At 70.4% G+C, this 25341-nt stretch carries 18 protein-coding genes; 12 read left to right on the top strand and 6 right to left on the bottom strand.

Translation table 11 applies throughout. The annotated features are described in order from the left end of the window. Positions 1-51: 51 nt before the first annotated feature. Positions 52-8391, bottom strand: a complete 8340-nt coding sequence (locus ACZ7G1_RS17060; protein WP_470877209.1) for a golvesin C-terminal-like domain-containing protein — start codon at positions 8389-8391, stop codon at positions 52-54. Positions 8392-8988: 597 nt separating this feature from the next. Here ACZ7G1_RS17060 and ACZ7G1_RS17055 point away from each other — a divergent pair. Then, positions 8989-9438, top strand: coding sequence for a hypothetical protein (locus ACZ7G1_RS17055; protein WP_470877210.1), 450 nt, complete (start codon positions 8989-8991; stop codon positions 9436-9438). 4 nt (positions 9439-9442) lie between these two features. Here the strand turns inward: ACZ7G1_RS17055 and ACZ7G1_RS17050 are convergent, their stop codons facing one another. Together ACZ7G1_RS17050 and ACZ7G1_RS17045 are read right to left on the bottom strand one after the other, a co-directional pair. Beyond that, on the bottom strand, positions 9443-10516 hold the full coding sequence (locus ACZ7G1_RS17050) for a tyrosine-protein phosphatase (RefSeq protein ID WP_470877211.1): 1074 nt from the start codon (positions 10514-10516) through the stop codon (positions 9443-9445). Between the two features lie 283 nt (positions 10517-10799). After that, a complete protein-coding gene (locus ACZ7G1_RS17045) occupies positions 10800-11600 on the bottom strand; it encodes a helix-turn-helix domain-containing protein (RefSeq protein WP_470877324.1) in 801 nt (266 codons plus the stop codon). A gap of 143 nt (positions 11601-11743) precedes the next feature. On the opposite strand from ACZ7G1_RS17045, the gene ACZ7G1_RS17040 reads away from it, so the two are divergent. Further along, positions 11744-12559, top strand: a complete 816-nt coding sequence (locus ACZ7G1_RS17040) for a phytanoyl-CoA dioxygenase family protein (RefSeq protein ID WP_470877212.1) — start codon at positions 11744-11746, stop codon at positions 12557-12559. Then, positions 12556-12903: a hypothetical protein gene (locus ACZ7G1_RS17035; protein ID WP_470877213.1), complete on the top strand. Its 348-nt coding sequence runs from the start codon at positions 12556-12558 to the stop codon at positions 12901-12903. Before ACZ7G1_RS17040 ends, ACZ7G1_RS17035 begins: the two co-directional genes overlap by 4 nt. A gap of 41 nt (positions 12904-12944) precedes the next feature. On the opposite strand, the gene ACZ7G1_RS17030 is transcribed toward ACZ7G1_RS17035, so the two are convergent. The 3 genes from ACZ7G1_RS17030 to ACZ7G1_RS17020 form a co-directional block, all read right to left on the bottom strand. Then, positions 12945-13493, bottom strand: a complete 549-nt coding sequence (locus ACZ7G1_RS17030) for a rhodanese-like domain-containing protein (protein ID WP_470877214.1) — start codon at positions 13491-13493, stop codon at positions 12945-12947. A gap of 261 nt (positions 13494-13754) precedes the next feature. Next, entirely contained in the window at positions 13755-14609 is an 855-nt protein-coding gene (locus tag ACZ7G1_RS17025; RefSeq protein WP_470877215.1) for a DUF1684 domain-containing protein, read from the bottom strand. Positions 14610-14715: 106 nt separating this feature from the next. After that, entirely contained in the window at positions 14716-15858 is a 1143-nt protein-coding gene (locus ACZ7G1_RS17020) for an amino acid ABC transporter permease (RefSeq protein ID WP_470877216.1), read from the bottom strand. Between the two features lie 747 nt (positions 15859-16605). Here ACZ7G1_RS17020 and ACZ7G1_RS17015 point away from each other — a divergent pair. From ACZ7G1_RS17015 to ACZ7G1_RS16975, 9 genes are all read left to right on the top strand, one after another. Further along, complete coding sequence (locus tag ACZ7G1_RS17015) at positions 16606-17736, top strand: LLM class flavin-dependent oxidoreductase (RefSeq protein ID WP_470877217.1); 1131 nt, start codon at positions 16606-16608, stop codon at positions 17734-17736. Then, entirely contained in the window at positions 17733-18251 is a 519-nt protein-coding gene (locus ACZ7G1_RS17010; RefSeq protein ID WP_470877218.1) for a GNAT family N-acetyltransferase, read from the top strand. Before ACZ7G1_RS17015 ends, ACZ7G1_RS17010 begins: the two co-directional genes overlap by 4 nt. Then, on the top strand, positions 18248-19213 hold the full coding sequence (locus ACZ7G1_RS17005; protein ID WP_470877219.1) for an ABC transporter substrate-binding protein: 966 nt from the start codon (positions 18248-18250) through the stop codon (positions 19211-19213). Before ACZ7G1_RS17010 ends, ACZ7G1_RS17005 begins: the two co-directional genes overlap by 4 nt. A gap of 33 nt (positions 19214-19246) precedes the next feature. Beyond that, positions 19247-20248 (top strand): amino acid ABC transporter permease, encoded by a 1002-nt coding sequence (locus ACZ7G1_RS17000; protein WP_470877220.1) that lies wholly within the window; start codon positions 19247-19249, stop codon positions 20246-20248. Continuing rightward, the gene (locus ACZ7G1_RS16995; RefSeq protein ID WP_470877221.1) at positions 20245-21009 is read left to right on the top strand and encodes an amino acid ABC transporter ATP-binding protein; all 765 of its coding nucleotides are present in this window, start codon (positions 20245-20247) and stop codon (positions 21007-21009) included. Before ACZ7G1_RS17000 ends, ACZ7G1_RS16995 begins: the two co-directional genes overlap by 4 nt. 61 nt (positions 21010-21070) lie before the next feature. Beyond that, positions 21071-22060 carry an ABC transporter substrate-binding protein gene (locus tag ACZ7G1_RS16990; RefSeq protein WP_470877222.1) on the top strand — a complete coding sequence of 330 codons (990 nt, stop codon included), beginning with the start codon at positions 21071-21073 and terminating at the stop codon, positions 22058-22060. A gap of 88 nt (positions 22061-22148) precedes the next feature. Then, a complete protein-coding gene (ssuE, locus tag ACZ7G1_RS16985) occupies positions 22149-22715 on the top strand; it encodes an NADPH-dependent FMN reductase (RefSeq protein ID WP_470877223.1) in 567 nt (188 codons plus the stop codon). A 55-nt stretch (positions 22716-22770) separates the two neighbouring features. Next, on the top strand, positions 22771-23871 hold the full coding sequence (locus ACZ7G1_RS16980) for an LLM class flavin-dependent oxidoreductase (RefSeq protein ID WP_470877224.1): 1101 nt from the start codon (positions 22771-22773) through the stop codon (positions 23869-23871). Positions 23872-24121: 250 nt separating this feature from the next. Further along, entirely contained in the window at positions 24122-25327 is a 1206-nt protein-coding gene (locus ACZ7G1_RS16975; RefSeq protein WP_470877225.1) for an LLM class flavin-dependent oxidoreductase, read from the top strand. Positions 25328-25341: the final 14 nt, after the last annotated feature.

Genomic DNA, 25341 nt, shown 5'->3' with positions numbered 1-25341 from the left:
GTTCCGTATCCGTGTGGTCCGTGTGGTTCGTGCGGCGGGCCCTGGTCCCCGTCATGGTGTGCTCCCTGTGGGTACCGCCGAACCGTTGTCGCTCTGTGTGCCGAGATTGTCTCCCGTGCTCAGGGTGTTCGGGATGAACACCTGGAAGTCGATCCCGACCGAACCGTCGGGATTCACGCCGTACGCCGAGATGTCGTAGCCGGTCGGCACCGTCCGGCTGCCGTCGTAGCGGGGGGACACGGAGTACATGACGTCCTGGCCCGCCATCACGGCGTTGTAGACCTGCAGTTCGTACGTCCTCATGTGGTCGTCGCCCTGCGTGGAGCCGATCTGCTTGGCGTTGGCGCCGCGCGCGCACGGGGAGAGGTTCGCCAGGACTCCCTTGCCCGCCAGCTTGTTGCCGATGAGGTGGCACGCGTTGACGTTCTTCTGCGCGTCGAGCCCCTTGCCCTTGGCGTAGTCCTGCGCCCACTCGTATCCGGGCGGGTTGGAACCCACGCCGGTTCCCTTGTTGTTCTTCAGGTACTCCTTGGTCAGGCAGGCCTCGGCGGCCGTGGCCCGGTTGCCGTTGGCCGCGTCCCGGTCGCCGTACTTGATCCAGCCCTTGCCGCAACGCGAATCGTCGTCATCGTCGTCGCCATCGGGCTCGGGCTGGGGCCGCGGCACGCGCCGCGGATCGGGTGCGGGTTCGTCGGCGGTGTCGTCACGCGACCGGTTGGCCTCGTCGATCCGGTCCCGGACCTCGTTGACGACGTACTCGACGGCGGCGGCGACCGCGATGACGGCGACGACCACCACGACGGCCGCGACGAAGGCGACGGCGACCGCCGGGATCGCGAGCGCGAACCAGTGCCCGTCGATCTCGACGTTGCTGATCGGGTTGCCGCCGGTGAAGGCGTAGCGGTTGCCGGTGAAGGGGTCGCTGCCCAGGCCCATGTCGGCCAGGGCCCCGTTGTACATGTCGCGGCTGGTGAAGCGGTTCAGGCCGGGGTCGTAGTCACGGAAGCCCATGTCGTACGTGCCGGACCCGGCGTCCCACCGCTTGGCGCTGTAGCGGTAGGAGTTGTACTCCTCCTTCGTCGGGTCGGCGGCGTCCGGCTTGTCGATGCCGGTGAACTCCGACGAGTCGTCGTTGCCGTAGGCCGTGTAGCCGTAGGTGGCCTTGGTGTCGCCGGTGGCGTCGGTCAGCGTCTCGACGTCGGTGTGGCTGTTGTAGCCGTAGTAGGCGTCCTCGGTCGTCCCGTTCTCGTTGTGCTTGACCTGGGAGAGACGCTGGCCCCACGGGCTGTACTGGTAGGACTTGGTGAGCTTGCCGGCCACCTCCTCGGTCAGCACCTCCTGGGAGAGGCCGAGGTAGCGGTAGTCGGTGGTCTTGCCGTCCGCGGTCTTCGACGAGGTGCGGTCGAGCGGGTCGAAGGTGTACTTCGTCGACTTCATCGCGCCGGTGCCGTCCCGCTGCTGGGACTCGACGACGTGGTCGAAGCCGTCGTAGATGCTGCGCGAGACGATCTGCCCGCCCTGGGACGTCGACTCCTGACGGCCCAGCGGGTCGTAGTTGAAGGAGGTGACGGATCCCGCGCTGGTCGACGTCTGGAGCCGGTTGCGGTCGTAGCGGAAGTCGGTGGCGGTGCCTCCGACGTTCTGCTGGACGACGTTGGCGTTGTCGTCGTGGACGTACGTCTCGGTGGCGGCGCCGTTGCCGGTCTTCACCGACTTGGCGATCCGGTCGACCGGGTCGTAGGTGTAGGCGGTGGTGGACTCGAGATACGCCGCGTGGTTGTCGGCGTTCATCTTCTTCGCCGCGTCCTGCGCCTTGTTGCCGTTGGCGTCGTAGGCGTAGGTGTGCGAGGCGACGAGCGTGCCGTCGGCCTTCTTCTCGGCGCTGGTCCTGAGCGCGCCGTCGAGGAAGTACGTGAAGTCGACGGTGTTGCCGTTGTCCTTGGTCTCCCGCAGGTTCTCACCGCGGTCGGTGTAGGTGTACGAGGTGACCTTGGGGTCGGTGTCCGTGGGCGAGGTGCCCACCGAGACGGCCTTGACCTTCTCCCGCAGGTCGTAGGTGTACTTCGAGTACTGGTCGGGGTGGGTGATGCTCTCGGGCTGGTCGTTGGCGTCGTAGGTGTAGGTCGTGCTGGTCTTCTGCTGGCCGGCCAGGGTCTCGGTGATGCCGGACACCCGGTTCAGACCGGTGTACGAGATCGTGTACGCGTCGACCTTGGCGCCGGACGACAGGTCGTCGATCAGCGAGAGGTTGTCGTTCAGGTCGTAGGCGTAGCGGAAGTGGTGCTTCTCCGCGTCGATGTCGCCGGTGAGGTCGCGCACCAGCTTGACCCCGTCGGCCACGACCTTGCCGTCGGTGGCCTGGAACAGTTCCAGCTTCGCCGCGTTGCCCTGGGTGAAGTCGTACGTGCCCAGGCTGACCCAGGTGCCCGCCGCGGTGGACTGGTCGACCGTGCGGTCGGTGCTGCCCGCGCCGTGCGTGACCTTGTACTTGGCGGTCTTGCTGGCGCCCGTGACCTGCGGGAACTTCACGTACGCGGTGTACTTGCCGTTCTTCGGGATGTTCAGCGTCCAGGAGTACGCGTCCGTCCCGGCTCCGGCCGCGTGCACGCGGTGGTCGAAGCCCTGCTGCCCCGTGAGGCTGGCCGTGGTCCAGGTGCCGGTGGAACCGGTGTTCTGGGCGTCGGAGTTGTCGACGAGCGGCACGGCGGTGCCGACGGGCACGCCGTCGTCGGTCTTCTCCTTCAGCTTTCCGTTGGGGTAGTAGCTCCAGCCCATGGTGCGGCTGACGGACCCGCCGGCCGAGCTGAGCGTCCTGGAGGTCTGCAGCCCCAGGTCGTTGTACGCGTAGCTCGTCTTGATGTCCCACGGGTCGGTGGAGCTCTTGGTCCACCCGTTGTCGTAGTAGGTGAACTCGGTGTCGTTGCGGACGGTCTGGCCCTCGGAGGGCGGCTGCGAGGTCCGCGTGACGCGGCCGGCCGCGTCGTAGAACGTCTGCGTGTAGACGTTCGGCTTGTTGTAGCGGGCGTCCGCCGGGTCGTACGGCAGGTACTGCTTGACCGGCCGGTTCAGCTCGTCGTACTCGGTACGACTGGTGAAGTCGTCGGCGTTCGCGGTCTCCGTGCCGCGCGGGGTGATCACCCGGGTGGCGTTGCCGACCTGGTCGTACTCGTAGCGGGTGGTGCGGTAGGTGGTGCCGCTGCCGCTGCCCGAGTGCGGAACCCGCTGCTCGATCTTGCGGCCCCGCTCGTCGTATCCGGAGTAGGTGGTGTTGCCGAGGGGGTCCGTGTCGGCGACGACGAGCGCGTCCTTGTCGTAGGCGCGTCGCGTCACGTTGCCCAGCGGGTCGGTGACCGAGGTGACCCGGTGCTCCAGGTCGTAGGTCATCTTCGACGAGAAGTCGTCGGGGTCGGTCGTCCGGTTCTTCTTCGGGTCGACGACCTTGACGTTGTTGCCCACCTCGTCGTACGTGTACGTGATCTTCTCGCCGAGGGCGTTGACCACGGAGGCGAGCTGGTAGATCTCGTCGTAGTTCTGGGTGGTGGTGTAGTCGTCCGGGATCCCGGTCGTGGCCACGCCCTTGGGCTCGGTCGTGGTCTTCAGGTGGCCGGTCTTGTCGTAGGTGTAGACCGTCCGGCGCAGCGGCGCGGTCGGCGTGTCCTGCGGCGAGGTGGCCTCGGTGAGCTGGTCGGCCGCGTCGTAGACGGCCGTGGACACGGCACCGGTGGGCGCGATCGCCTTGGTGACGTTGTCGTTGGCGTCGTAGTCGGGTGCCGGCACGGTGATGAGATCACCCGCGGCCTGGTCCCTCGGCGCCGTCCTGACCAGCGGCCTGCCGTACGTGTCGTACGTCTGGGTGGTGCGGCTGCCGAGCGGGTCGGTCGTCTTGGTGACCTTGCCGCGCACGTCGTACTCGTAACTCAGGCTGTTGCCGAGCGCGTCCGTGATCTTGGCCGGGTAACCGGTCGGTGTGAAGGCGCTGTTGACCGTGGCGTGGCCGTTGGCGTCGGTGGCCTTGGTGAGCTGGCCGTACGTGTCGTACTCGTAGGCGGTCGTGTAGTCGCCCGCGGTGGGCGTCGCGACGCCCTTCGGGTCGGTGACCGTCTTCAGGTTGCCGAAGGCGTCATAGCCGAACTGCCAGGCCCGGCCCTCCGGTGACGTCTTGCGGGACAGGTCGGAGGAGTAGCCGTCCAGTCGCTTGACGTACTCGAACTTCTGCGAGTCGGCCGGGTACTTGCCGGGGGCGCAGTCGCTCTGCGGCGGGACCCCGGCCTTGTTGTGCTCCGCGGTGCGCTTCCACAGCGGGTAGCCGGTGAGCGTGTCGTAGCAGTAGGCGGTGACGGCGCCGTTGTTCTCCTCCATGTACGTGACGTTGTTGTCCGCGTCCCACGCCAGCTTCGTCTGCTGCGCCTTGGCGTTGACGGACCGCACCGGACGGCCGAAGTCGTCGGTGACGTACGTGGCGTCGTGGCCCTCGGCGTCGGTGACCACGGTGGAGGTGAAGCGGGTGTCGGCCGTGTCGGCGGCGTACGCAAACCCGGTGACACCGCTGATGCGGTCGGTGATGGACTGGGTCCACCAGTGGTACTTCGGGTCGTCGCCCTCGCTCGGGTAGTAGTAGTCGAGAGCGGTGGCGTTGCCGCGCGGGTCGGTGACGCGGACCAGCTTGACGTTCTTGTTGCCCTGCTCGGCGTCGTACGTGAAGCCGAAGACCTTCGGCTGGGACGAGCCCGCGCCGTCGGTCAGCTTGGTGAGCAGCCCCTTGTCCGAGTACTCGAAGGCCAGCTTGCGGCCCGAGACGTCGGTGATCGTCTTCAGGTGGTCGACGATCTTCGGGCTGGTCGCCTCCGCCTTGGTGAAGTAGGTGGCGGTGAGCGTCTGCCGCCCGGCGGGGTCGGTGATGTACGACAGGAACTTGGTCGGCTTGTTGTTCGACTTGCGTTCCTCGTACGTGAACGTCTGCGTGTTGCCGTTCTTGTCGACGACGGACGTCTGGTAGCCGTCACAGCCGAACAGGAAGCGGGTGCCGTCCGGGCGCGTCAGCGTCCAGGCGTCCGGGATCGGGTCCTTCGCCGGCGTGCAGTCGAGACCCGGCTTGGCCGAGAGCCGGAAGTGGACGCCGGCCGGCGCCTTCCACGTGCCGTCCGGCTGTACGCGGAAGACGTGGGTGGTGCCGTCCCCGTCGGGGAGCCGCACCTCCCTCGGGTTCGGGTTCGGGTGGAAGTCCAGCGGGGCGCCGAGCCGGATCGGCCCCGCGGCCTGCACGGACCAGCCGTGACCGGCGACGGTGTCCGAGGTGTCCTGGGTGTTGTAGGCGAAGCGGACGAAGGTGTTGAGACCGCGGCCAGGGTTGCTCAGCGCGTTGTACTGCCAGACGCTGTTCCCGACGGCGGTGTTGTTCATCAGCGACGAACCCGCGCCGGTGTTCTTCCCGTTGTACGAGTAGAACTTCTCCAGGCCCAGCTGGTCCGAGGTCGGGTCCTCGACGGTGACGTTCTGCCGCAGGCCGGCCGGACCGCCCGTCGCGGACAGCCAGGTGCCCGCCACCGTGTCCCGGACGTCCCAGGTGAGGACGTACTCGGTGCGCTTGCTTCCGGAGCCCGAGTTGATCGGGGCGCGCAGCCGGGCCTGCAGGGTGACCGAGTCACCGGGCAGCAGATCGGCGGGCAGGGCCGTCTGGAGCTGGTTGCCGCCGTTCGTGGCGTCGGTGCCGTCCGGGAGCGCCCACCGGTAGCTCAGGACGTGCGTGCCGGCCTTCCACACGGACGTGGTCGTGTTGGTGAGGGTGAACTCGACCGTGTGGTCGCTGTTCGGGGTGATCCGGGCCGGGGTCTGCGGCGCGTAGTACGTCGACTCGGTGGTCGAGTCGATGTACGTGACCGCGATCCTGGGCCGCAGCCGCTGCTCGGTGCCCTCGGAGGACAGGAAAAGCGTCCGCTCCTGCTGCGCGGCCTCGTCGGCCATCTTGAGGACCACACCGCGCTGGGACGACGGGGTCGTCACCCACGACTGCGCGAGCGAGGTGACGTTCCAGTTGTGCCGCGACGGGTCGTTCGTCTTGGACCCGGTGTCGCTCGCGACCGCGCCGAAGTCACCGCCCGCGACCGTCCAGTTGGTGGCCGCGTCGGCCTTGACCCAGGTCGCGGCGGACTCGTCGAAGTCGCGCGTCAGCGGCCGGAGTTCGTAGGCCGCGCCGGCCGCGTCCGTGGTGGTCTGGGTGCTCCACAGACGGACGTCCGCCTCGACGACGCGCGCGGTGGCGGGGATGCCGAGGGCCGGGAACTTCAGCACGGCGCGGGTGTCGCCGAGGGTGGCGGAGTTGTTGCCGACGCTGAGCCAGTTCTTCGGGCCGCCCTCGTCGATCGTGTCGAGGGGCGAGGTGGGCCGGGCGGAGGACAGGGTGGTGTCCTGCGTCGCGTCGAGCACCTTCGTCGTCCGGCCCGCCTTCGGCAGCCGTACGAGCTTGCTGGGCGCGGCGAGGACCTGGCCGTCCCTCGTCTTGACCGCGACCATGTAGTAGTAGGCGCGGCCGAGCGGGTCGGGGTCGTCGGCCCTCGTCGGCACGGCGCTCGTGTCCGTGTACGAGGTCGTCGAGGACGCGACGGGCGCGACGAGGGTGGCGGCCGACGGGGTGAAGGCCTGGGTGACGGAGCGGTGGACCTGGTATTCGACGATGTCGTCGCCGGTCCCGATGGGGTCCGGGTCCTGATACGCCGACCAGGCCAGCTCCGCACCCGTGTCGTGGATGACGGCCGGGGTGGCGAGGTCGACGCCCTGACGCCCGAAGGTCATGACGAGACGCGGGTAGTGGGCGGTCTCGCCGCCGTACCCGTACTCGCTGCCCTCGTACCGCGGTCCGCCCTTCGGGCCGTTCGCGGACTCGTCACCGGCCTTGATCACGAAGCCGTTGTTCGCGTAGGCCCCGTCGATCCACTGCTGGACCGTCTTCGTCACCGCGAAGGAGTGCCAGGTGTTGAGCTCGCCCGGCTTCTTGGTGACGACGCCGCCCTTGGTGAAGCGGACGGCGTCCGCGATCACCGAGGTCGTCGTCGAGGTCCCGGCGTCCCCCAGGGCGATCTTGCCGAGCGTCCCCGCCTTGAACGGGTGGGAGCCCAGCGTCTTCCAGACCCCGGCCGTGCCCGCCTGCTGGTCGACCGTGTACGCCTTCGACCCGCCGTCGTACGTGACGGTGTACGGGGCACTGGTGGCGCGGTCCGAGGCGGGGACGTAGTGCGCCTCGACCTGGTAGGTGCCGTCCTCGGGAAGGTTCGGCTGCCAGGTGTACGTGTCACCGGCGACCGAGTCCTTGTTGTACAGGTAGTCCTGGTTCACCGCGTACTGCGTGTACGCGGTGTTGGCCGAAGCCGGCCAGGCTCCGACGGCGGCCGTCCGTCCGGCGTCGCCGTCGTCCACCACGACCGACGTGCCCGACAGCTCGCCCGTGAGCGCGTTCGCGCTGTTCCAGGTCGCCTTGTCCTCGGTCCACGCCTGGGTGGCGCGGTGCGCCTCCAGCTGGACCTCGGTGTCGCCGGTGGTGTGGGTCTGGTCGTAGTACAGCTTCAGATCGGCCGAGTCGAGCTTTGTGCCGGCCGGCACGCCGGTCAGCGGGAACCGCAGCAGCGCACGCGACGTGCCGGTGCTGGTGTTGCCGACCGAGAGCCGCCAGTTCTGGTCGTAGTTGTGGGCCGGACCGTCCGAGGAGATCATCACGTCCTGCGCCGTGCTCGGCGTCGGCGCGATCGAGATCGTCGGGTCGATCGTGACCGGATACTGCCGCTCCGGAGCCGCGAGCCACTTCGCGTCCGGTGTGACCGTCAGCTTCCAGCTCTTGCCGGCCTTGACGAGCTTCTGCTCGACCGCCGAGCTGTGCCGCGTGCCGTACGGCGCGGAGGCGTCCTTCCTCGCGTCCGTCATGAACGCGGCCGGCACGACCAGGACCGGATCGGCGCCCTCGCCGTAGAACCGGATCGAGCCGTCCTCGCCGGCCTTCGGCGTCAGCCCGCCCGCGTCCAGCGTGAACGTGAACGTCACCGGGCCGGCCGGCCGGGCGTCCAGGACGATGTTCTCCTTCACCCGCCCCGGACCCACCTGGTACGTCAGGTCCGCGCCGGCCACGGCGTCCTTGTACGTGACGCTGTCGCCCTTGGCGACGGGGGTGAGCGCGCCCGCGCCCTCCAGGCCCAGGGTCACCGCGTGACCGCCGCCGGCCTCGAAGCGCAGCAGCTTCGCCGCGTCCTTGCCGAAGGAGGTGCGCGCGACGTTCGTCGCGTTGGTGAAGACGAAGCCCCCGGGCCCGCCCGCCGTGACCGTCGGGTCGATGTCCTTCCACGACGTCCCCGACCGGTACGCCGTCGGCTCCGCCGACACCTCGGCCTGAACCCGTCCGTCGGACAACTTCCAGTACCGGGCATGGGGTGTACGACGATCCGTCAGTTCCCCGACCCGCTGCGGCTTTACGGCCGCTTTACCGGGCGGAAGCTTCTCCCTGCTCGGCAATAGCGGGGTTCCGCCGGTCGACGGCGATTCAGGCCTGTTCTCGCCCTCGCCCTCATCCTCGTCGTCGGCGAACCATCCCGCTAAAGTCTCGCCGATACCCTTGCCGTCATCCGTTGAAACCGGTGCCGCATAGGCGACTTGTGGAATCATGGTGCCGACGACCGCGGACACCACGAGGCAGGCTATCGCCGGCCCGTATCTCGCTTTCACGCCATTCCCCTCTTCGGTGGACCCGACATCGACCGAAGCGCCTGAACGCATGGCAAATCAGACCACCCTCCCCATACGGGGAAGTGGCCTTGCCGAAGCCTCGATCGCGGGCTGGGGGATTCTTCACCACGGAACTCATGCGCCGTCAACCGACTGCCCATTAAGGACATTTGACTGACCCGCCATCGGCCATTAAGGCCGCCTTGCCCGACATTTCCGCTGCCTGGCGCCCACCGAATGCGGTGGTGTATAACCCAGTCCGATTCCTCGACGGAAGGTCCCCCCATGCCGACGCCCGAAGCACCGAAACGCCGCGTCCCGGTCATCGCCGCGGCTCTGCTCCTCGCCTGCGGCGCGTTAGTCGCCCTCCTCGCCTACGGATTCCCCGGCACCGGAAACGAGGAGGAGGCCGCGGGCCAACAGCCCACGACCTCCACCACTCAACCGACCTACGACGTCACCTACGAGGTGCTCGGCGAGGGCGCGGCCGACATCTCCTACCGAGGCGCGACCGCCGACAAGGCACAGGTCGCCACCCACGTCGACCTCCCCTGGCGCAAGACCGTACGCGTCCCCCTCGACGCCCCTCCGGTCGTCAACGTCACCCTCGGCGAGAAGGGCGGCACTGCCACCTGCACCCTCGCCGTCCGCGGCGACCACGTCCAACGCGCCACCGCCACCGGCACCTTCGGCCGCACCACCTGCGCGGCCCAGGCGCCCGCCACCTCTCAGTGAGCGGTCAGCCGACGAGCAGGTCCTTCCTGAGCCGCTTCAGTTCGCGGCGGTCGATGCCGAGACCGTCCTTCAGGTAGCGGTCGAAGGTGCCGTACTCCTCCTCCACCTCCGCGTAGCCGGAGTTCAGGTACTCGGGGCGGACGTCCAGCAGCGGCTTGTAGACGGCGGCCTGCTGGGGCGGCAGGTGCCCGAGGATCGTGTCGTTGGCCGCCTCGCGGTACGCGTTGCTGGCGAGGTAATCGGCCATGACGGTCTCCCGCGGCACACCGAGCGCGGTGAGCAGGGCCGCGTTCGCCCAGCCGGTGCGGTCCTTGCCGGCCGTGCAGTGGAAGAGCACCGACCGCCTGTCGTCCTCGCCGATGCCGTCGAAGACCTTGGCGTACGCCTTCCTGCCGCCCTCTCCGCCGACCATCGCCTTCTCGGCGTCGATCATCATCCGCTCCGCCTCGGCCGGGCTCTTGGGCATGGCTTGAAAGGCGCCGGATCCCGCGAAGACGTCAGCGACGACATAGTCGGCGCCGGCCGGAACGACGTCCGGGGCCTTGCTCCGCTCGTCCTGCGTCCGCAGGTCGAAGACGGTCCTGACGCCCAGCCGCCGGAGCTCGGCCAGGTCCTCGCCGCTGAGCCTGTCGAGTGCGTCGGAGCGGTAGACCTCGCCCATCCTCACCCACTGCCCGTTCCCCGTCCGGTACCCACCCGCGTCCCGCAGATTGACCGTCCCTGACAGCCGCACGAGACGGTCGGCGAGCCTCAACCCCTGCCCCCGGTCACCCTGGAACCAGAACCACTGCCGACCCGAGGCCGACAGCCCGCTCACCACGGCCCGCCCACTGGCCCCGCCCTTCGCCACCACCTTCCCGTTCGCACGTATCTCCACCCGCCGTACCCCTTCCGCCGCCCAGGTCAGCGTGAAGGAGCCGTCCTTGCCGGCCGTGACGGTCGCCCCGGTGAACGGGATGGCCTGCCCCGACCGGTGCCGCGAGGCGTCGCGGGGAAGCTCCCGCGCCGAAGCGGTGACGGGAGCGGTGAGGGTGAGGGCGGCGGCTACGGCCGTCGCCGAGAGGATTGCTTTGTTCATGGCCGTGACGATGGGCGGCCGCGGCGAACCTCACATGAACACGACATGGCTGGATACCGCCCTGCCGAGGGCAAAGGGCAAAACGTGCCACCTGTGCATCACGTGCACGATGGATGGCGTCCGCTTCCCGGGGTCAGCCGAGTGCCGCCGCCGAGTGGGCGTTGCGCAGGAGCAGGAGGGGCTTGCCCGAGCCGTCGGCTGGGACGGACCAGAGGTCCTTGGTGCCGTCGTCGTGTTGTTGGGCGTAGGCGAGGGTGGAGCGGGCTGGGGCCCGTACGTGCTTCTACTGGCCCGTGCCGTCGCCGGGGACGGGACCGCCGCCGCGGATGCCGCGTGGTGACGCCCCGAGTTCGCGGCGGCAGGCCTTGTTGAACGCCTGGAGGTCGGGGATGCCGACCGAGGCGGCGACGGCGGGGATGGAGAGCGTGGTGGCCCGTAGGAAGTGGCGGGCGCGTTCCATCCGGCGGGCCCGGATGTAGCCGACGACGGTCTCGCCGGTGGCGGCGCGGAAGAGCCGGGTCAGGTGGTTGTGGGAGACGCCGGCCGCCCGCGCGATCTCCGGGACCGTCAAGGACTCCGTCAGCCGCGCCTCGATCAGGGCCGTCGCGGCCGCCACCGCCGGGTGGACGGACGGGGCGTTCGGCTCGCGCAGGGGGGTGAGCCGGGCGATCCGCCACAGGGCGGCCCACACCTCGGCGGTGGCCCCCGCCGGGGTGTTCGGCCAGGCGGCCAGCGCCTGCCGCAGCCGCGCGGTGAGCGGGTCGAGTTCGCGTCCGGCGGGCTGGATCACGGGAATGCTCCGCGGGGTACCCGCCGTGCCCAGGCGAAGGTGGGCGTAGAGGTGCTCGGAGCGGCCCCGGTAGCGGTAGCGCACCACGGTTCCGGGCGGTACGAGACTGACCCGCCCGGGGCGGATGGCGTACGCGGTTCCGTCGACCGTCAAGTCGGCCTCGTAGCCGTACAGATGGAGTTGCCAGAGGTCCGGCAGCGAGAACACGTCCACGTGGCCGGCCGGACCGTGGACGCCGATCCCGAGGGCGGCGACGGTGGGAGGCTCGTCGAGATGGGCGAGGACCGTCTGCATGGTCACGTGTTCTACCACGGCCCGCGCCGCCCACCCCGGGGGCCAGGGTTCGACGTACGGGCCCGAGGACAGGGTGAGAATCGACCAGTGGAAGGTGAACGCGGCCCACGCGGTGCGCGTCGGCCGGTCCTAGCGTGACGGGCATGGAGAACAGGCAAGAACTGCTGAGCTCGGTGCGGATGGCGCGCTTCGTGGCGTCCGGATCGGTACGGCTCGACGCGGTGGTCCCGGCGGAGATGAACGCCGAGGGCATGGAGGTGCTCGCGCGAGGAGTGCCGCCGGTGCCGTACGGGACGCCGCTGTCGGAGGCGTACGCGAAGGGCTCCTTCGTCCGCAGGCTCCTTGAGCTGCCGCAGGTGGCAGGTGCCCTGCACAGCCTGGTCGGCCCGGAGCCGTGGGTCGACCACCACTTCGTGCACACCCGCGAGCCGCACGGAGGCGCCGCGCAGTCCCTGCACGGGGACGCCATCATCGACGTCCGGCCGGACGCCTTCGACGTCCAGTTGATGTACTACCCGCACGCGGTGACGCTGGAGATGGGCGGAACCCTCAGCGTGCCGGGCAGTCATCTGCGGCGGACCAACGAATCGGACACCGGCCGCTACCAGAACCTGCGCGGGCAGGACCGGCTGGTCTGCCCGGCCGGCACCGTGGTGTTTCTCCACCACGGCATCTGGCACGGAGGCCGGCGCAACGACAGCGACACCCTCCGCTACATGTTCAAGATCCGGTTCAATCCCAGGGTGCGCCAACGACGCCTGTGGGACACCTCGGACCTCCACGACCCCCGGGTCACGGCCGAGCTGGACACGATGTTCCCCTGGTACGAGGGAGCGACCGGCCGGCTGGAGCGGTACAACCGCATCCTGCTGTGGCGGGAGCTCACCGGCGACGACGGCTTCGACCTCGACCACTGGGTCACCAGGGTCTCCAACCGCCCGAAGGGAACCGTGGCATGACGACCGAAGCGACCCTTCCCGCCCCGGCGGACACCATGGCCGCCACCGTCCCGGTACTGCGCCAGCAGGTCCTCGTGCTGTACCTGTCGGACTCCTCGCTCGACTCCCACGTCGTCGGCTGGTCGCGCTACGACGGCACCGGCCGCACCTCACCCACCACCGGCGACACCGACGCACCCCCCTACGAGTCGGGCGTGGCCGCCCTCCGCGACGGCTGGCGGCTCTTCCAGGCCGCCCAGCTCATCCCGCCCTACCCGGGGCACGAGTACGACGTCTCCTTCCTCAAGCACGAGTTCTTCTTCGAGCGGCTCGTCGACGTGGGCTCAGCCGTCGAGCCCGCGTAGAGAGCCGTCCTCGGACGACCGAGCCGAAGAGGGGATACGAGTCACCCCTGGGGTGCCGCGCCACGCCGGTTGAAGGGAAGCCGGCCGAGGACCACCGCCATGCCACAGGTGTCGGTCAGCGCGGAGAACACCAGTCCTCCCGCGACGCCCGCCGACAGCAGCTGGAACGCCGGATGCACGAGCAGCCCGAGCACCAGGCCGAGCAGCACCAGGGCACCGGCGGTGAAGCGCACCTGCCGCTCCATCCCCCAGACCGCGCGTGCGGGACCCGGCGGGTGCTCCAGCCGGTGACCGGCGGCGGCCCAGGCCCGGGTGCCGCCGGTCAGGCCGGCCGCCGTGATCCCGTGGGAGGCGAGGACGTCGGCGGCCTTGCCGGAGCGGGCGCCGGAGGCACACACCAGGAGCAGGGTGCCGCCTTCGGCGGCGCTCCGCAGCTCCGCCAGGCTGCCCTCGACGCGGTCCAGGGGGATGTTGACGGCGCCCGGCAGGTGGCCGGAAGCGAACTCGCCGGGGGTACGGACGTCGACCACGTGCAGTGCGGCCAGCCGCGCTTCTGCCTCGGCGACATCAAGGACGCTGGAAATGCTCATGTGGAACCTGCCCTTGGCAGAGGTGGATGACGGCCCCGTACCACCAGCACAGGGCCGTCAACGGATGCTAGGCGCGGCCGAGCGGTTCCGACGGGAGGCGGACGGTATGGCCACGGGGTTGCCATGACGGCTTCATGCCACGGCAACAATCCGAGGCTGATCCGCCGATCCGCCGATCCGCCGATCCGCCGCTGGGCCGCACCGTGCGTCCGGCGAGAGCGTCCGTTCCGCCCGCCGGCCCCGTTCCGCCCGCGGCCTCCGCTAGGCGACAGGTCCGCGCTCGCGGGGGATCTTCTCGCCCGCCTCGATCGCGACGGGCAGCCGGTTCTCGGCGGGCGGCAGCGGGCAGGTCGCGAAGTCGGTGTAGGCGCAGGGGAGATTGGTGGCGCGGTTGAAGTCCAGCAGCACCGTGCCGTCGGGTCCGGGCGCGGCCAGGCCGAGGGTGCGGTTGGCCGCGTACGTGGTGACGCCCGAGGTCTCGTCGGTGAACAGCACCGTGAGGGCACCGGGCGCCTGCCCGTTGAACGCGGTCAGGCTCAGTTCCTGCCCGTCCAGGTCGAAGACGACGCGGCCGGGAGCGTCGTACACGTGCCGGAGGCCCTCGACGGAGGCGCCGACCGTGGTCGGCCGCGGCTCGTCGAAGGCTTCGTAGCGGCCCGTGACCACCCATTCCGGGTCGGGAGCGTAGGCCGGCGTGCCGGAGAACGCGACCCGCAGCGGGTGCTCGGGGTGCCGTGGCCGGACGATGTCGTGGCCGCCGCGCTTGGCGACCTCGATCACCGTGTCGCCCCAGACGGCTTCGACACCGCCACGCTCCGGGATGGCGCCGAAGACGTACCGTCCCCGTACGACCCCGCCGTCGACGACGAACTCCGTCCCCTCGTCGAGCTCCACGGCGACGCCCTCGGGTCCCGTCGACCAGGTCCCCGGGATGCCGGGGATGCTCTGAGGCTCCGCGGAGAGCCAGTGCAGACCGGTGACCGCGAGGAATCCGTGCTCCGAGGCGAGCCGGGCGTCCTTCGCCCGGTGCCACTCCTCCCACTCCTCGGCGAAGACCTCCGGATCGGGTACGTCGGCGGTGCTGGTGCGGGCCTGGGGGATTTCGTGGACGCTCATGCGTCTCCTCCTGAGGTGGTGGGGTGGTGGGTGGTGGGGTGGTGCGCGAACGAGACCCCCGAGAGGCGCGCGGGAGCCCTTCGGGGCGAGCGCGTCGAGATCGACGTCAGGTGCGGTTTCCGCTGGGCGCGGTGGCTCTTTCCAGCCGGGCACGGAAACCGGCCAGCTGGTTCCTGAGCCGTCGCAGGGGGGTGGGTGGCAGTGCGCGGGCGGAGCCGCGCGCGTAGTGGCGCTCGACGTAGAACTGCCCCGCGCTGAGCACGGTGGTGACGGCGATGTACCAGAGGGTGGCGACCATCAGCAGCGGGATGACCTGGTACGTCTGGTTGTAGACCAGCTGCACCGAGTACAGGAGGTCGTGCACCGCGAGCACGCTGACGATGCTGGTGCCCTTCAGAGTGCCGATCAGCATGTTCCCGGCCGTCGGGACGATGGAGCGCATCGCCTGCGGGATGACGATCCGGCGCAGGGTGCGGGGCCTGCCGATGCCGAGGGCCTGGGCGGCCTCCGTCTGGCCGGCGTCCACCGAGAGGATGCCGCCGCGCACCACCTCGGCGGCGTACGCGGCTTCGTGCAGGGTCAGGCCGATGACGGCGGTGAGGGTGGGGCCGAGCAGGTTGACGGTCCGGACGGTGACGAACTCGGGCCCGAAGGGGATGCCGAGTCCGAGCGTCGGGTAGAGCGCGCCGATGTTGAACCAGAACAGCAGCTGCACCAGGAGCGGTGTGGAACGGAAGATCCAGACGTAGCCCCAGCTCAGCGTGCGCAGCACCGGGTTCGCGGACAGGCGCATCACGGCCAGCGGAGTGCCCAGCAGGAAGCCGAGCACCATCACCACACCGGTCAGCCAGAGCGTGAGCAGCAGGCCGTCGAGCACGGCCGCGGTGGTGAAGTAGCGGCCGACGACGTCCCACTGGAAGGCGCTGTTGCGGACGACGGAGCTGACCGCCATCGCGAAGAGCAGCAGCGCGGCGGCGGCCGTCAGCCAGCGGCCGGTGTGCCGGCGCGGCACGATCCGTGGGGGAGCTGCCTCGGGATCCTTGCCGATCCGTGGGGGAGCGGCACCGGGGCCTTGGTCGTCGGGGGCACTCAGGAGCGGTGCGGGCGGTGTGGGCGGTTCCGGCTGTGCGGACGGTGCCGGTGGTGCGGGCTGTGCGGACGGTGCCGGTGGTGCGGGCGGCGCGGACTGCGTGGACGGTGCGGAGGTGGAGACGTGGGTGGGACCGAAGATGTCGGACGGCGATGCCATCAGAAGGCTCTCCAGGGGAGGGAGGCACGCGGGCGGAGGCGGCCGCCCGGAGCGTGCACGTTCGTGGACTCCGGGCAGACACAGCGCGGGGTAGGGGGTGGTGGCCGATCACCGGCGTCGTCACACTCGCCGCGTCCCTCAACGCGGCCGGTACGGCTGCCGCGAGAAGCGGTGCCGGTCCGGTCTCGATCGTACGGTCGAACCGCGCGTGGATGTCAACCACACCGCGCACGGAAGCCGTTCGGTGCGGGTCCGGTATCCGGGACGTGGTTGACGAGAAGCGCGATGCAATGCTCAATTGGGCCCATGAACGCCGAGCAGCGCCTGGTCACTCGCGACCACATCGACTTCGGTCGGGTGTGGTCCGCGGCGTGTTGCGCCTGACGCGGCAGCGGGCCGTCTGACCGGCCCTTCCCTCCCTCGGTGACCCCGTCGCGGGCCGAGTTTCCCCTTTCGTCGCACCGTCTCGCGTATCGCGGACTCGGCACCTGCCGGGTCCGAGTGCGGGCGGTCGTGCGAGAGACCTGACGCGCGCTGCCGCCGCCCTTCCTCGTCCGAGGCCCCGGAACCTTCCCTCCGCCCCGGCGTCGTCACACCTGCTCACCCCCGATTCCCCGCCCCGATTTCCCCGCCCCCCGAAGCGCCGCCCCCGACGGCCGGCGCCGAGGGCTGCCCTGCTCCGCCGTGCCCAGCCGTGCCACCGCACCACGGCACGGACCAAGAGGACTTGAGGAAAGGTCATCTCCCATGCCTGTGGAGTTCCTTGGCATCGCCGCCACGAACGACGGTTCCGAGACCAACCCGCGCTCCGGCGCCGCCTTCGACAAGGAGTACACGCTCAGGCTCGCCCGGGCGCACGAGGACTACGGCTGGGACCGGGTGCTGTTCGCGTACGGTTCCGGGACGCCCGACCCCGCCCCGGCCGCGGCCTATATCGCGAGCAGACTGGAGAAACTCCAGATCCTGCTCGCCCACCGGCCCAACGTCTCCTACCCCACCTTCGCCGCGAAGACCTTCGCCACCCTCGACCAGATCAGCGAGGGCAGACTGACGGTGCACTTCATCACCGGCGGCAACGACCAGGAGCAGGGCCGCGAGGGGGACACCCTCACGAAGGACGAGCGCTACGCGCGGACCCGCGAGTACATCGACATCGTCAAGAAGATCTGGACCACCCACGAGCCCTTCGACCACGAGGGCGACCACTACCGCTTCCACGACTTCGTCAGCGACGTCTTCCCGGTCCAACAGCCGCGCCCCGGCGTGTCGTTCGGAGGTTCGTCCCCCGCCGCGTACGCCGCCGGCGGCGCCGAGGCGGACATCTACTGCCTGTGGGGCGAGCCCCTGGCGAAGACCGCCGAGCAGATCGAGGCCGTGGAGGCCGCGGCGAAGGCGGCCGGCCGCACCGAGGCGCCCCGTATCCAGGTGGCGTTCCGCCCGATCATCGCCCCGACCGAGGAACTGGCCTGGGAGAAGGCCCACCGCACCGTGGGGGCGATCCGGGAACGGCGCGAGGCGGGGCTCGTACGGCACCATCGCAGAGTTGCCCAGGACGGCCCGGAGAACACGGGCTCGCAGCGGTTGCTCGCCATCGCCGAGGCGGGGGAGCGCTACGACCGCGCCCTGTGGACCCCGACCGCGGCCGCCACCGGCGGGGCGGGCAACTCCAACGCCCTCGTCGGCACCCCGGAGACCGTCGCCCAGGCGCTGCTCGACTACTACGACCTCGGCGTCGACATCCTCTCCGCCCGCGGCTACGACCTCCTCGACGACGCCATCGACTTCGGGCGTTACGTCATCCCGATCGTCCGCGAAGAGGTCGCCAAGCGCGACGTCGAACGCGTGGCGCGCGGCGCCCTCGCGGCGGTGAACGGATGACGTCCGCAGTGGAACTGACGGTGATTCACGTCCCCGTCTCCGATCCCCGGGTGCAGCCCCTGCTGCGGGAACTCGCCGACGAGTACTCCCGGCGCTACGGCAGGATCGCGGACGGCGAGATCTCCCGTTACCCCGACGAGGAGTTCACGGCCCCGCACGGCGGCCTCCTGCTCCTGCTCCTCGAACACGGCGAGCCGGTCGCGGGAGGCGCTTTCCGCCGCTATGACGCGACCACGGCCGAACTGAAACGGATCTGGACGCACTCCGCCCACCGGCGGCGCGGCCTCGCCCGCCGTGTCGTCGCCGAACTGGAGCACGAGGCGAACGCCCGCGGCTACCGGCGGATCTACCTGACCACCGGGCCCCGCCAGCCCGAGGCCCGCGGCCTGTACCTGGCCACCGGCTACGCCCCGCTCTTCGACACGGAGGCCGACCCGGAGACCATCGGCCCGCTGCCCTTCGAGAAGCACCTGCCGACCACCCCCGCACACCCCGGAAAGGCCGCACATCTGTGAGCGCCCGTGACATCGCAACCCGTTCGAGCCGACTGCGCCTCGCCGCCGCGACCGCGCTGCTGCCCTTCCTGGCGCTGACCGCCTGCGGTTCCGGCGACACCTCCGGCACCGCGCCGGCGGGAGCCCAGGCGTCCCCGGCGCCGAGCGGCGACCCGGTCGCCGCCGTCAGGAAGGTGGACTCCGCCGCCGCCCTGCTGCCCGAGGACGTGCGCCGGGCGGGCACGCTCCGGATCGGCAGCTCGATCGGTTTCCCGCCGGGCGCGTACTACCCGAACGGGCAGGAGAAGCCGCCCGCCGGCCAGGACATCGACCTCGCCGACGCGGTGGCCAAGGTCCTCGGCGTGCGGCTGGAGCGGCAGGACGCCTCCTTCGAGACGATCCTGCCCGCCCTCGGCAGCGGCAAGTACGACGTCGGCACCGGCAACTTCGGCGTCACCACCAAACGACTGAAGACCGTCGACTTCGTCACCTACATCAACGACGGCCAGGGCTTCGCCGTGAAGAAGGGCAGCACGACCCTCAAGACGAAGGTCACCGACCTCACCCAGTTGTGCGGGCTGACCATCGGCACCGGCGCCGGCACCACCTTCGAGGCGACCCTGACCGCGAAGAAGGGGGTGTGCGCCGAGGCGGGCAAGAAGCCGTACGACGTCAAGGTCTACTCGGAGAACGGGGCGACGCTCACCGCGCTCCAGCAGGGCCGGATCGATGTCGTCATGTCGACCATCAACGGCCTGCGCTACCAGGCGGCGCAGCCTGCCGCGCAGACGGAGTTCCTCGGCGAGTACCACCGCCTCGACGTCGGCTTCGCCTTCAAGAAGGGTTCCCCGCTCACCAAGGCGTTCCAGGCCGCCGTCAACGAGCTGATCAAGGACGGCACGTACGCCCGGATCCTCGAGAAGTGGGGCACCCCCGCCTCCGCGATCGACGCGTCCCAGGTCAACCCGCCCGAGCACACGTAACGACCCCGCATCACGACCCCACAGGACATGTCGATGGCTCTCACCGCAGACCCCTCTGCCGCGCCACCGAGCGCACCCACCGCGGCCACCGGCCCCGGACCCCGGCCCGGACCGGACGACCCGGCCTCGCTCACGGTCGTACCCGCCCGGCACTACGCACGCTGGGCGGCGGCCGTCGCCGTGATCGTGCTGGTCGCCCAGTTCGCGCACGGGCTGGCCACCAACCCGGTCTGGGAGTGGGGCGTCTTCCGCGCCTACTTCTTCTCCGAGACGATCGTCCAGGCGGTGTGGGTGACCCTGCAGCTCACCGCCTACGCCTCCGTCCTCGGCTTCCTCCTCGGCACCGTCCTGGCCTTCATGAGGCTGTCGCGCAGCCCGGTGCTGCAGACCGTCGCCTGGTCCTACATCTGGATCTTCCGGTCGATCCCGATGATCGTCCAGCTCGTGTTCTGGTTCAATCTGAGTGCGCTGTACGAGGAGTTGGGCGTCGGCATCCCCTTCGGGCCGGTCTTCTGGTCCGTCGACAGCAACAGCCTCATCGGCACCATCGGCGCTGCCGTCATCGGGCTGACGCTGCATCAGGCCGCCTATGCCGCCGAGATCGTGCGCGGCGGCGTCATCGCCGTCGACCACGGACAGCTGGAGGCCGCCGCCTCGCTCGGCATCCCCCGGCTCCGGCAGATCCGCCGGATCGTGCTGCCACAGGCCATGCGCGCCATCCTGCCCACCGCCGGCAACGAGATCATCGGCCTCCTCAAAGGCACCTCGGTGGTCTACGTGATGGCCATCGGCGAGCTCTTCTACCAAGTCCAGGTGATCTACGGCCGCAACGGCCGGGTGATCCCCCTGCTCCTGGTCGCCACTGCCTGGTACGTGATCCTCACCTCCCTGCTGTCGGTCGCGCAGTACTACGTGGAGCGCCACTTCGCCCGGGGCGCCGACCGCACCCCGCCGCCCACCCCGCTCCAGCGCGCCCGCCGCTTCCTGGCGACGCGGCGCCTCGCCGCCACCCACCCCCTGACGGAGAAGACATGAACGACGTCATGGTCGACGTCCACGACGTCCACAAGAGCTTCGGCCCGCTGGAGGTGCTGCGCGGCGTCGACCTGAAGGTCCGTGCCGGCGAGGTGACCGTGATCCTCGGCCCGTCCGGCTCCGGGAAGTCCACCCTGCTGCGGACCATCAACCACCTGGAGAAGGTCAACCGCGGCTGGGTCAGCGTCGACGGCGAGCTCATCGGCTACCGCCGCTCCGGCGGCAAGCTGCACGAGCTGAAGGAGAAGGACGTCCTGAAGCAGCGGACCCACATCGGGTTCGTCTTCCAGAACTTCAACCTCTTCCCGCACCTGACCGTACTCGACAACCTCGTCGAGGCACCGGTCTCCGCCCTGCGCAGGTCGCGCAAGGAGGCGGAGGAGAACGCCCGCAGGCTCCTCGACCGGGTAGGCCTCGCCGACAAGACCGACGCGTATCCGCGTCAGCTGTCCGGAGGCCAGCAGCAGCGCGTGGCCATCGCCCGCGCGCTCGCCCTCGAACCCAAGGTGCTGCTCTTCGACGAGCCCACGTCGGCGCTCGACCCGGAACTCGTCGGCGAAGTCCTCGACGTCATCAAGGCCCTGGCCCGCACCGGCACCACCATGATCGTCGTGACGCACGAGATCGGCTTCGCCCGCGAGGTCGCCGACACCGTCGTGTTCATGGACGGCGGCGTCGTCGTCGAACAGGGCCCGCCCTCGGCCGTACTCGACGCCCCGAGGCACGAGCGCACCCGCGCCTTCCTCTCCAAGGTCCTCTGACCACCCCGTTCACACCGTTCCACCCCTTCTCCCCCGATCTCCCAAGGCAAGGAGCACGACCATGGCCACCACCTCGATCACCCGCCGCCGCACCACCGCCGCCGCGCTGGGACTCACCGCCGCCCTCGCCCTCACCGCCTGCGGCAACCCCTCCGACGGCGGCACGACCGAAGTCGCGGCCGCGTCGGGCGACACGGTGAAGATCAACCTGAGCCCCGACCAGAACCGCGTCACCACCGGAAAGGTCGACTCCATAGCCGCGCGGGTCCCGGAAGCGATCCGCAAGAGAGGCACCCTGGAGATCGTCGACTCGTCCGGTTCGGCGGCGCCCCTGACCTTCCACGCCACCGACAACAAGACCATCATCGGCGTCGAGCCCGACCTCGCCTACCTGGTCGCCGACGTACTCGGCCTCAAGCCGCACATCAACACGGTCTCCTGGGAGAACGTCTTCATCGGTCTGGACAGCGCCAAGTACGACGTCGGCTTCAGCAACATCACCGTCACCGAGGAACGCAAGGAGAAGTACGACTTCGCCACCTACCGCGAGGACAACCTGGGCTTCGGGGCGAAGAAGGGCAGCGGCCTGAAGATCAGCGGACCCGCGGACGTCGCCGGCAGGACCGTCGCCGTGGGCAGCGGCACCAACCAGGAGAAGCTGCTCGTCGAGTGGAGCAAGGAGAACGTGAAGGCCGGCCGCAAGCCGGTGGACATCAAGTACTACCAGAACGACAGCGACACCTACCTCGCCCTCCAGTCCGGCCGCATCGACCTCTACCTCGGCCCCAACCCGACCGCCGCCTACCACGCCGCCACCACCGGGAAGACGGAGGTCGTCGGTACGTACTCCGGCGCCGGCGCCACCCTCCAGGGCCTCATCGCGGCCACCACCAAGAAGGACAGCGGCCTGGCCGCGCCGCTCGCCGACGCGCTCAACGAGGTCATCAAGAACGGCACGTACGCCAAGGTGCTCCAGCGCTGGGGCCTCACCGACGAGGCCGTGACCACGTCCCAGGTCAACCCGCCCGGCCTGCCCAAGACCAACAAGTAGCAGTCCCGGGGAGCGGGGCCGCGACACACCGCCGCCCGCGGCCCCGCCCCCACCCCACGTCACTTCCCACGCCCCCGAAGGGTCCGCCATGGCCACCGTCCTGTCCGTCTCCGGAAGCCCCTCCGCCACCTCTCGCACCGCCAGGCTGCTGCGCCACCTGGACCGGCAGCTCACGGCCCAGGGACACGAGGTGATCCCCCTGGACGTCCGCACCATCCCCGCCGAGGCCCTGCTCGGCGCCGACTTCCGACATCCGGCCATCATCGAGGCGACCGAACTGTTCGCCCGCGTCGACGGGGTCGTCATCGGCACGCCCGTCTACAAGGCCGCCTACTCCGGGCTGCTGAAGTCCCTGCTCGACCTGCTGCCGCAGTACGCGCTGGTCGGCAAGACGGTCCTCCCACTGGCGACCGGCGGAAGCACCGCGCACGTCCTGGCCATCGACTACGCGCTGCGCCCCGTCCTCAGCTCCATGGGGGCCGCGCACATCGTCCAGGGCTGGTTCACCCTCGACAAGGACATCCAGGTCGGCGACGACGGCACCCTGACCGTCGCACCCGGCCCGGCCGAGGCCCTCGCCCACGTCGTCGACCGGTTCTCCGACGCCCTCGGCGGCCGTACGGCCCTGCCGGCCACCGCCGGACGAGCAGCCTGACGGGCCTCGCGCCCACGCCCGACCGGCGACGACGAGCGAAAGGCCCGAGCCTCACGTGACCCTCACCTTCCACTGGTTCCTGCCCACCAACGGCGACAGCCGTCATGTCGTCGGAGGCGGCCACGGCGCTCCCGTCACCGCGACCGGAGGCGACCGGCCGCCGAGCATCGGCTACCTCACGCAGATCGCCCGCGCCGCCGAGGACCTCGGCTTCACCGGCGTGCTGACCCCCACCGGGGCCTGGTGCGAGGACGCCTGGCTGACCACCGCGATGATCAGCCGGCACACCGAGCGCCTGAAGTTCCTGGTCGCGTTCCGGCCCGGCTTCGTCTCGCCCACCCTCGCCGCGCAGATGGCGTCCACCTTCCAACGGCAGACCGGCGGCCGGCTGCTGCTCAACGTGGTCACGGGCGGCGAGAGCCCCGAGCAGCGCGCGTACGGGGACTTCCTCGACAAGGACGCCCGCTACGCCCGCACGGACGAGTTCCTCCAGATCGTCCGCGCGCTGTGGACCGGCGGGACCGTGAACCTCGCGGGCGAGCACCTGCGGGTCGACGACGCGCGTCTCGCCCGGGTGCCCGACCCGCTCCCGGAGGTCTACTTCGCCGGCTCCTCTCCCGCCGCGGGAGGTGTCGCCGCCCGTCACGCGGACGTCTATCTCACCTGGGGCGAGCCGCCCTCCGCCGTCGCCGAGAAGATCGCCTGGATCCGGACCCTGGCCGAGAAGGAGGGCCGGAACGTCCGCTTCGGCATCCGCCTCCACGTCATCACCCGCGACACCTCGGAACAGGCCTGGGCCGAGGCCCGACGACTCCTCGACGGCTTCGCCCCCGAGACCGTCGCCGCCGTGCAGGCCGGGCTCGCCCGAAGCGAGTCCGAGGGCCAGCGGCGCATGCTCGCCCTGCACGGCGGCGGCCGCGACGGCCTGGAGATCCACCCCAACCTGTGGGCCGGCATCGGTCTCGTGCGCGGCGGAGCCGGTACGGCGCTGGTCGGCAGCCACACCGAGGTGGCCGAGCGCATCACCGAGTACCACCGGCTGGGCATCGACGAGTTCGTGCTCTCCGGCTACCCGCACCTGGAGGAGGCGTACTGGTTCGGCGAGAACGTCCTGCCCCGCCTCGTCGGCCCCGCCCACCGCGCGTGGTCCGGCTGACCGCCGTCCCGCGGCTCCGGCGCGGCGCCGGTGACGCCCCCGACCGGCGCCTGCCGCACCCGCGCGGCGGGCTTCACGGAGCCGAAACACGCGCTCCACCTTCACCCGTCCAGCTCCGCCTAGGCTGCGAGGACAGGGGGACCGGCCGTGCCGGCCGGCGCCCTCTGCCGTCGCTGACCTGCTCCCGCCATCGGAACCTCCGCACGAGCGGCCGATGACCCGTACGGTCGACCAGGAAGGCCCCCTTCTCATGTCCGCACGTCCCCCTCTTCATCTCGCCGTGGCGCTGGACGGCACCGGCTGGCACCCGGCCGCGTGGCGCGAGCCGGACGCCCGGCCCGGCGACCTGTTCACCGCCGCCTACTGGGCCGGCCTCGTCGCCGAGGCCGAACGCGGCCTGCTCGACTTCGTGACCTTCGAGGACGGCCTCGGACTGCAGTCCTCGCACCCCACGGAGCCGGACGGGCGCACCGACCAGGTGCGCGGACGGCTGGACGCCGTGCTCGTCGCTGCCCGGATCGCACCGCTCACCCGGCACATCGGGCTCGTACCGACCGTGGTCGCCACGCACACAGAGCCGTTCCACATCTCCAAGGCGATCGCCACCCTGGACTACGTCAGCGGCGGCCGTGCGGGCCTGCGCGTCCAGGTGACCGCGCGGCAGAACGAGGCCGCCCACTTCGGCCGCCGCACCTTCCCGTCCCTCCGCGTCGAGGACCTGGGCACCCCGGCCGGCCGGGACCTGGTCACCGAACTCTTCGACGAGGCCGCCGACCACGTCGAAGTGGTGCGCCGCCTGTGGGACAGCTGGGAGGACGACGCCGAGATCCGCGACGCCGCCACCGGACGCTTCGTCGACCGCGACAAGCTCCACTACATCGACTTCGAGGGCCCGCACTTCCGGGTCAGGGGCCCGTCGATCACCCCCCGGCCGCCGCAGGGCCAGCCCCTCGTCAGCGCGCTCGCGCACGACACCGTGCCCTACCGGCTGGTGGGCCGCTCCGCCGACATCGGCTACGTCACCCCGCACGACACCGACCAGGCCCGTGCCGTCGTCGCCGAGATCCGAGCCGCCCAGGCCGCCGCGGGACGGGCGGAAGAGCGGCTGCACGTCTTCGGAGACCTGGTGGTCTTCCTGGACGACGACCCCGCGGCGGCGGAGTACCACAAGGCCCGCCTGGACGACCTGGCGGGCCACGCCTACACCAGCGACGCCAAGGTGTTCACGGGCACGCCCGCACAACTCGCGGACCTGCTCCTCGAGTTCCGCGAGGCGGGCCTGAGCGGCTTCCGGCTGCGCCCGGGAGCGATCGGCCACGACCTGGAACAGATCACCCGGGGCCTCGTGCCCGAGCTCCAACGCCGAGGCGCCTTCCGGCACGCCTACGAGGCGGACACCCTCCGGGGGCTGCTCGGGCTCGCCCGCCCCGCGAACCGCTACGCCGCCGCCGTCTGAAGCAGGAGTCGCAC

Source organism: Streptomyces sp. NPDC037273 (assembly GCF_055603625.1).
This window is presented reverse-complemented; position numbering and strand designations above follow the sequence as displayed.

Coding starts and splice junctions, on each gene's coding strand:
- ACZ7G1_RS17055 (WP_470877210.1), top strand. CDS start 8,989: ATGCCGACGCCCGAAGCACCGAAACGCCGCGTCCCGGTCATCGCCGCG.
- ACZ7G1_RS17010 (WP_470877218.1), top strand. CDS start 17,733: ATGACGTCCGCAGTGGAACTGACGGTGATTCACGTCCCCGTCTCCGAT.
- ssuE (WP_470877223.1), top strand. CDS start 22,149: ATGGCCACCGTCCTGTCCGTCTCCGGAAGCCCCTCCGCCACCTCTCGC.
- ACZ7G1_RS16975 (WP_470877225.1), top strand. CDS start 24,122: ATGTCCGCACGTCCCCCTCTTCATCTCGCCGTGGCGCTGGACGGCACC.
- ACZ7G1_RS17025 (WP_470877215.1), bottom strand. CDS start 14,609: ATGAGCGTCCACGAAATCCCCCAGGCCCGCACCAGCACCGCCGACGTA.
- ACZ7G1_RS17045 (WP_470877324.1), bottom strand. CDS start 11,600: ATGCAGACGGTCCTCGCCCATCTCGACGAGCCTCCCACCGTCGCCGCC.
- ACZ7G1_RS16995 (WP_470877221.1), top strand. CDS start 20,245: ATGAACGACGTCATGGTCGACGTCCACGACGTCCACAAGAGCTTCGGC.
- ACZ7G1_RS17030 (WP_470877214.1), bottom strand. CDS start 13,493: ATGAGCATTTCCAGCGTCCTTGATGTCGCCGAGGCAGAAGCGCGGCTG.
- ACZ7G1_RS16990 (WP_470877222.1), top strand. CDS start 21,071: ATGGCCACCACCTCGATCACCCGCCGCCGCACCACCGCCGCCGCGCTG.
- ACZ7G1_RS17020 (WP_470877216.1), bottom strand. CDS start 15,858: ATGGCATCGCCGTCCGACATCTTCGGTCCCACCCACGTCTCCACCTCC.
- ACZ7G1_RS17015 (WP_470877217.1), top strand. CDS start 16,606: ATGCCTGTGGAGTTCCTTGGCATCGCCGCCACGAACGACGGTTCCGAG.
- ACZ7G1_RS17040 (WP_470877212.1), top strand. CDS start 11,744: ATGGAGAACAGGCAAGAACTGCTGAGCTCGGTGCGGATGGCGCGCTTC.
- ACZ7G1_RS17000 (WP_470877220.1), top strand. CDS start 19,247: ATGGCTCTCACCGCAGACCCCTCTGCCGCGCCACCGAGCGCACCCACC.
- ACZ7G1_RS17035 (WP_470877213.1), top strand. CDS start 12,556: ATGACGACCGAAGCGACCCTTCCCGCCCCGGCGGACACCATGGCCGCC.
- ACZ7G1_RS17050 (WP_470877211.1), bottom strand. CDS start 10,516: ATGAACAAAGCAATCCTCTCGGCGACGGCCGTAGCCGCCGCCCTCACC.